Origin of the sequence: Paenibacillus dendritiformis (assembly GCF_015845845.1) — a bacterium.
Lineage (GTDB): Bacteria > Bacillota > Bacilli > Paenibacillales > Paenibacillaceae > Paenibacillus_B > Paenibacillus_B dendritiformis_C.
In genome coordinates this window covers 44,153-50,398 of record NZ_LDIG01000198.1, presented here as the reverse complement: position 1 = coordinate 50,398, position 6,246 = coordinate 44,153, and the positions used below count along the sequence as shown (strand labels likewise).

The following is a 6,246-nucleotide window of genomic DNA, read 5'->3' as shown; positions in this document are numbered from 1 at the left end:
TCATGGCCTCGTCTGCGCGGACGAAACCCATAGCTATGTTCGGAAAATGCAGGGTCAAACACCGGTGTCAATACTTGCGTTATTGCTTGTTGAATGAATCGGTCTGTCACGGTTGGTATGCCTAATAGCCGAACTCCCCCGTTCGGTTTCGGGATTTCGACCCGACGGACTGGACTTGGCTCATAGGTTCCCTCTTTCAAGCGGTGACGGATTTCTTGCCAGTTTTGCAGGATGTGGGCTCGTAACTCTTTTACGGCCATTCCGTCTACGCCGTGGCTTCCTTTGTTCTCCTCCACACGTTTCAGTGCAGTTAGCAAGTTTTCCCGTGACAACAGCAACTCCATCATTCGTGACATACTCCTCGCGTGAATTGTTCTTCTGTTCATGCCGCTGTAAGCTCAGCCCTTCTGGATACCCTTGCGTATTCACCGCTACTTCCCCAGATAGGTCTCCGAGAATAAAAACAGGAGATTGTCTGCCTTCATTGCTTACATTCGAAATCCAAGTTGTTCAATTCCTATAACATGTTCAGTCCTTCCGACCGTTGACGTCACAACCGTCGTACTATGACCTCTGCTGACTTCTGTATGTTCAGTCTGCCTTCACAGGCAGATTTACAGAGTTACTCTGCGTTCATACAGATCTCCCCAGGTAAGAGCGCTATCTTCCTCTCCATCTATCTGCTTCATTTACTTTCGCATGCCTTCGGCAGTAAGGACTTTGGTTTGTTTGGCAACCTCATCCAACATGCGCTAGCCTTATATGAAGTTCGTGTTCCTCAGACCGGAGATTTGCCGCCGACTTCCTTCAGATTCGACCTCACGGTCGACACCCTTGTCTTAAGCTACGGCTACTACTGCCTTCACCGTTCGGGACTTGAACCCTAGAGATAGCGCCCATGCTGGGCGCACCGAAGAAGCCGGCAGCCGACAGGCTGCCGGCTTCGGCATGAAAGGGAGGAGCATCAAGATGAGAGTACCCCGGATTGGCATCGTCGGCTTGGGAAGCATTGCGCAGAAGGCCTATTTGCCGGTGCTCAGCCGCGCCGAGAAATGGACGCTCGTCGGCGCGTACACGCCGAACGAAGCGAAGCGTCTCGCCGTATGCGCCCAGCATCGGATCGCGCCTTATGCGAGCATCGGACGCCTCGCCGAAGATTGCGACGCCATGTTCGTTCACAGCTCGACGGATTCCCATTACGAAATTGTCGCCGAGCTGCTCCGGCGCGGCATCGATGTCTATGTCGACAAGCCGCTTGCCGCCACGCTGGAGCAAGCGGAGGCATTGGCGGAGCTGAGCGAGAAGCTGGGACGCACGTTGATGGTCGGCTTCAACCGCAGGTTCGCCCCGCGCTATGAAGCGCTGGCATCGGAGGCGGCGCAAGCCTCCTGGATCCGCATCGAGAAGCACCGCGCCGGGAAGGTGAAGCCTGTTCCTTATCTGGACACGCTGCTGGACGATTATATTCACGTCATCGATCTCGTGCGCCATTTCAGCCGCGCATCCGGCGAAGCGCTGCGTTGGTCAGGACGGGTTCATATTAATTCGCAGGGGCATTTGCTCGATGTTCATCACCTGTTCACGCCGGCCGCCGGCAAAGGCCCGTCCCTCTTTGCAGCCATGCACCGCCAGGCTGGCATTGATGTGGAGCTGGTCGAACGGATCGGCCCCGTCTCCACCCACCGGGTGCGCAATCTGTCCGAACTGACCGTCGAGGAGAACGGAGCCAGCCGCTTCGAATCTGCGGGTTCCTGGACTTCCGTGGCGAAGATTAGAGGCTTCGAGGATGCGGTTCTGCACTTTATCGGCTGCATCACCCACGGCGGCCGGCCCCTTACCGATGGCCGCGAAGCCTGCGAGACCCAGGCGCTTGTCCATGCCCTGGCTGCCGAAGCGGTCGTCGCGGACGAGGAGTGACAGCCGGCTGCCTTGAGGGCCGAGCGGCGGAAGATGGATGGGGCAGCGGGCAGCGAATCCTGCAATTTTGCAGGAATTTGCGTGATTGCAACCGCCATCTGATGCAATTCCTGCAAAAGCGCATCCTTTTCGCCTATTTTTGCTTGCAATCCACCTTGGCATGCTGATTTTGATGCAATTTTGCAGAATTTCCTGCAACAGAATAACCGTCATAAGGGAAAACTGCATTTTCGCAGTTATCCGGCAAGTCGAGCGGTAAGAAGCAGGAAGGGGCTGTCTCACGGCAGCGAAAACTGCTTATGAGACAACCCCTTCCGTTATGAAGGCGGAAGCAGCCGGATAATGGCGTTCGCCGTCTCTTCAATCGCTTTGTCGGATACATCAAAAACATGGCAATTCCATTTGTCGGCCAGCATGGCCGCATAATCCAGCTCCTCCTGGATCCGCTCGGCGGAGCAATACATAGAGCTATGCGGAAGGCCCAGATTCTTCAGCCTCTCTTCCCGGATGCGAAGCAGCCGCTCAGCCGGCATCGTCAGCATGAAGATGCGCTCGCCGGGCATGCGGTATATTTCCTGCGGCGGCTTCACTTCCGGCGATAACGGAATATTGGCGACTTTGTAGCCCTTGTGGCTCAAGAAGACGCTTAACGGCGTCTTCGAGGTGCGAGAAGGGCCGATCAGGACGATATCCGCTTCCGCAATCGCCGTCGTATCCTTCCCGTCATCGCATTTGACCGTGAATTCGATGGCCTCCATGCGGCGAAAATAATCGTCATCCATCGTATGAAGCAATCCGGGCTGACGCTTCGGTGAGTCGTTGAACGTATCGATGAATGCTTGCATCATCGGCCCCATAATATCGACCGCTCGCACGCCGAGCCGAATCGCCTCTTCCTTCATCATTTCCCGAAGCTCGGGCTGCACCAGCGTATAGGCGACGAAGCCGCCTTCGCGGCTCACCTGCTCCATCAACGCTCTGATTTCATCCTCTTGCTTCACATGGCTCTTCCGTTGAATGATAATTTCCTGCCCATGGAATTGCCGTGCGGCCGCCCGTACGACGGATTCAGCGGTATCTCCCAGCGAATCGGAGCATACCGTTACAATGTATGGAGATTGTTGGCTCGATTCTCCCATGCTTGCGCTTCCCCTTCCCTTCCTTTACCTGCCCTTCGCCTGGCGAAGAAATACTTTCAGGATCGTCGTCTTGGATATCCGCCCAACGACCTCCCATTTGTCGTTGGACGCATCTCCTCGTTGTACAACGACAGGCAGCGTATCGATATCATGCTCGTCCAGCTTTTTGGCGGCCTCGATAATCGAATCCTCCGGCTTCACGGTAATCAGCGGCGTGCGCGTCATCACGAAGCTGACCGGCATCGTGCCCGCCACCGCATTGCCGAGCGTTACCTTCAACAAATCTTTTCTCGAGACGACGCCAAGCAGCATCCCCTCATCATCAGCTACAATCAGGCTTCCTACATTCTCCAAAAATAACGTGACCACGGCATCATGAACAGTGGAAGTGTCCCGGACGATGATGGGCATGCTCTGTACGTCCTGTACTCGAATGTTCAATGGCTCGCTAGGAGCGCCTGCCGTAATGTTTCCCGGGAAATAACCGACCTTCGGCTTGGCATCCAAATACCCCAGCATGACAAGCACGGAAAGATCGGATCGAATCGTCGGCCGGCTGATCCCGAGCTGCTCTGCGATCTGCTCGCCGGTAATCGGCGCGGACCGTTGCACGAGCTGTACGATTTCTGATTGGCGCGGCGTAAGTTGAATGGCGCATCCCCCCTTTTCCTCGACATGATTCATGTTCATGCGCAGCTTCAGTCCCTACATTGTACTGCAATTCGGCGGCTTCCATCAATACCCAACAGAAGAGACGATCTTCGCTGCCGGGCAGGAAGATCGTCTCCATGCTTAATAAGGGGAGAAGGAACATTTCCATACGATATCCGCATCCGCAATCCGCTCATCTTCATCTACCTCCGCTTCATCGCCCGCAATCCAGAGGCCGACTAACGGACCGCTTCGCTTGGCGGTCTCGCCCATAATCTGCTCGGCGGCAGATCGGGCCATGCGGACATGCTTCTCCCATGCCTCCGGATGATACGGAAGCATGACGGTGACATGAGCTTTGCTGCCGGTCCGGTAACAGCGATCGACCGCCCGGAACAGCGCCTCCGCCTGCATGTCTATCCAATCCGGCACGGCGTCCGAGATGAACGCCGGCTTCCGGTCCTCGTCGCCGAGAAGCCATTCCTTCCAGCGGCGCAGCACGAACCACTGCTGATTCAGCTTATCAAGGCTGCGTCCTTCCGATTCGGCGGCCAGACGCTGCAGCACTTCCATCCGCTGCTCGATATCCGTCAGGCTCGGCAGCGCTTCCTTCAAGCGGGCATCCGCCAGAACGATATATAGATGGACGGGGCGGGATGATGAGGCCGCCTTGATGAAGGACTCATATTCCGAGGTCATGAACGGAACCAGCTTGCGAGAAGCGGCGTCTCGCTCCGCCGCATTGGCCGACTGCAGCATCTCCCTCACCAGCCGGATTCGTTCCGGCGTCAAGAGCGGCTCCGCGCCTGCGGTGAGCAAGATGTGGGCGGCTTCCTGGCTGAGCGCAAATTGAATGTCTGAACGCTTCCAGCAGCGCATGACCGTGCGGCTGAACACTGCTCTCTGCCCTGATCTGTCTTCATCCCATAGGTGACCCCAGGCGGAACCGGTGCGGCGGATGAGGCGAAAATACGTTGCCTGCCCGCCCTCGCTCCATTCCGCTTCCTGATGCCATGCCGGCTGCGCACTAGACTTCAAGGTGCTGTACCTCTCTTTCCGGTGCCGCATCCTCGTGACAGCCATGTGATTTGCAGTCCATGTAATAGACCGTTACCCGCTCCGTATCTTGTTCTGCGATAAACCGGTTGCATTGTTTGCATAGAATGGCGCCCAATAAGGGCTTGCATTGGGTTTGTTCCATCACACATCCACCTCTCCTCAGTCATCGTGACGGGTATCCTGACGCGATGCATTATGGTGTCATTAATGACGGTGATCGCGGAAGCATCTGGCTGATACCCTATAAATATGACGGCATAATCCATCATATTCTTGCAACAATTCGTTTGACTGGACAAAATAACGGATTGCTTTTCCATATTATATATCATATTATTTAATAACACACAATATTTAATTATTTAATACGTCATAATCAGGAGTGGTGAACAAGTATGGATCGACAATTAAGTTTGGAATGTGTTCGCGTGACCGAAGCGGCGGCCCTGGCATCGGCGCAATGGATTGGCCGGGGGCGTTCCGATGAGGCGGATGACGCGGCGACCCGCATGATGCGCAGCATGTTCGCTTCGGTTCCGATTCGAGGTACGGTCGTGATCGGGGAAGGGGAAATGGATGAGGCGCCAATGCTCGCCATCGGAGAATCGGTCGGATCCGGGGAAGGCTCGGAGGCGGATGTCGCGGTAGACCCCGTCGAAGGCACGGAATTGGTAGCCAAAGGATTGAACGGAGCGTTGTCCGTCATCGCGATAGCGGACCGGGGGCAACTGCTCCATGCGCCCGATATGTATATGCGCAAGCTGGCCTGCGGCCCGCGGCTTAGAGGCCATCTCCATCTGGATGATCCGCTCGAGTGGACGGTGCGGAAGGCAGCCACCGTCTTGGGGCGCGATGTATCGGAGCTGACAGTGTCCATTCTCGATCGGGAACGCCATGCCGCCGAGATCGCCGCCCTGCGGCGCGCCGGCGTCCGGCTGAAGCTGCTTGAAGCGGGCGATGTCGCAGGTGCGCTGGCCACGGCCTTTTCGGAATCCGGCGTCGATCTGTATGTCGGCTCGGGCGGCGCCCCGGAAGGCGTCTTGGCCGCGGCCGCTCTGCGCTGCATGGGCGGAGAGATGCAGGCTCGTCTGATGCCGGCCGGCGAAGAGGAATGGAACCGTTGCCTCGCGATGGGGGTTCATCCGCCCGATCGGCTGCTGCATACGGAGGATCTGTGCGGGCGCGGCGATGTCATCTTCGCGGCGACGGGGATCACGCCGGGGGATGTGCTGCAAGGTGTGCGGAACACGTCGGGCAATTACGCGGAGACCCATTCGCTCGTGCTGCGCTCGAAGACCGGCACTCTGCGCTTCGTCCGCACGCTGCACGCGATGGATCCCTGCTCCCTGCAGCCGGATGCCGTGATGCCGGAGGTCGCGTCTGCCTCGGCGGACAGACGCTCCGATGCGATATAGGCGCCGGGGCTCCTCCGCGACCGGATTCACGAAGCAAGAAGGGTATCCCGCGGTCTCAGGCGCTG

6 protein-coding genes and 1 pseudogene are annotated in these 6,246 nt (G+C 57.1%); 2 read left to right on the top strand and 5 right to left on the bottom strand.

The annotated features are described in order from the left end of the window. Positions 1 to 347, bottom strand: a pseudogene (locus ABD76_RS20160) (group II intron reverse transcriptase/maturase); the annotation flags it as partial. A 622-nt stretch (positions 348 to 969) separates the two neighbouring features. Between ABD76_RS20160 and ABD76_RS20155 the strand changes: the two are divergent. Further along, entirely contained in the window at positions 970 to 1,917 is a 948-nt protein-coding gene (locus ABD76_RS20155) for a Gfo/Idh/MocA family protein (RefSeq protein ID WP_197258931.1), read from the top strand. Positions 1,918 to 2,234: 317 nt separating this feature from the next. On the opposite strand, the gene ABD76_RS20150 is transcribed toward ABD76_RS20155, so the two are convergent. From ABD76_RS20150 to ABD76_RS20135, 4 genes are all read right to left on the bottom strand, one after another. Further along, positions 2,235 to 3,056, bottom strand: a complete 822-nt coding sequence (locus tag ABD76_RS20150) for a pyruvate, water dikinase regulatory protein (RefSeq protein WP_197258930.1) — start codon at positions 3,054 to 3,056, stop codon at positions 2,235 to 2,237. A 24-nt stretch (positions 3,057 to 3,080) separates the two neighbouring features. Then, entirely contained in the window at positions 3,081 to 3,740 is a 660-nt protein-coding gene (locus ABD76_RS20145) for a helix-turn-helix transcriptional regulator (protein WP_197258934.1), read from the bottom strand. A gap of 108 nt (positions 3,741 to 3,848) precedes the next feature. Further along, a complete protein-coding gene (locus tag ABD76_RS20140) occupies positions 3,849 to 4,745 on the bottom strand; it encodes a phosphoenolpyruvate protein kinase (RefSeq protein WP_197258929.1) in 897 nt (298 codons plus the stop codon). Beyond that, positions 4,735 to 4,908: a GapA-binding peptide SR1P gene (locus tag ABD76_RS20135; protein WP_197258928.1), complete on the bottom strand. Its 174-nt coding sequence runs from the start codon at positions 4,906 to 4,908 to the stop codon at positions 4,735 to 4,737. Before ABD76_RS20135 ends, ABD76_RS20140 begins: the two co-directional genes overlap by 11 nt. A gap of 253 nt (positions 4,909 to 5,161) precedes the next feature. Here ABD76_RS20135 and glpX point away from each other — a divergent pair, with 253 nt between their 5' ends. Further along, positions 5,162 to 6,181: a class II fructose-bisphosphatase gene (gene glpX, locus ABD76_RS20130; RefSeq protein ID WP_197258927.1), complete on the top strand. Its 1,020-nt coding sequence runs from the start codon at positions 5,162 to 5,164 to the stop codon at positions 6,179 to 6,181. Positions 6,182 to 6,246 lie beyond the last annotated feature (65 nt).

What these genes read in the sequence shown, in the direction of transcription:
- ABD76_RS20155 (WP_197258931.1), top strand. Translation starts at nt 970, where the DNA reads ATGAGAGTACCCCGGATTGGCATCGTCGGCTTGGGAAGCATTGCGCAG.
- ABD76_RS20150 (WP_197258930.1), bottom strand. Translation starts at nt 3,056, where the DNA reads ATGGGAGAATCGAGCCAACAATCTCCATACATTGTAACGGTATGCTCC.
- ABD76_RS20145 (WP_197258934.1), bottom strand. Translation starts at nt 3,740, where the DNA reads ATGAATCATGTCGAGGAAAAGGGGGGATGCGCCATTCAACTTACGCCG.
- ABD76_RS20135 (WP_197258928.1), bottom strand. Translation starts at nt 4,908, where the DNA reads ATGGAACAAACCCAATGCAAGCCCTTATTGGGCGCCATTCTATGCAAA.
- glpX (WP_197258927.1), top strand. Translation starts at nt 5,162, where the DNA reads ATGGATCGACAATTAAGTTTGGAATGTGTTCGCGTGACCGAAGCGGCG.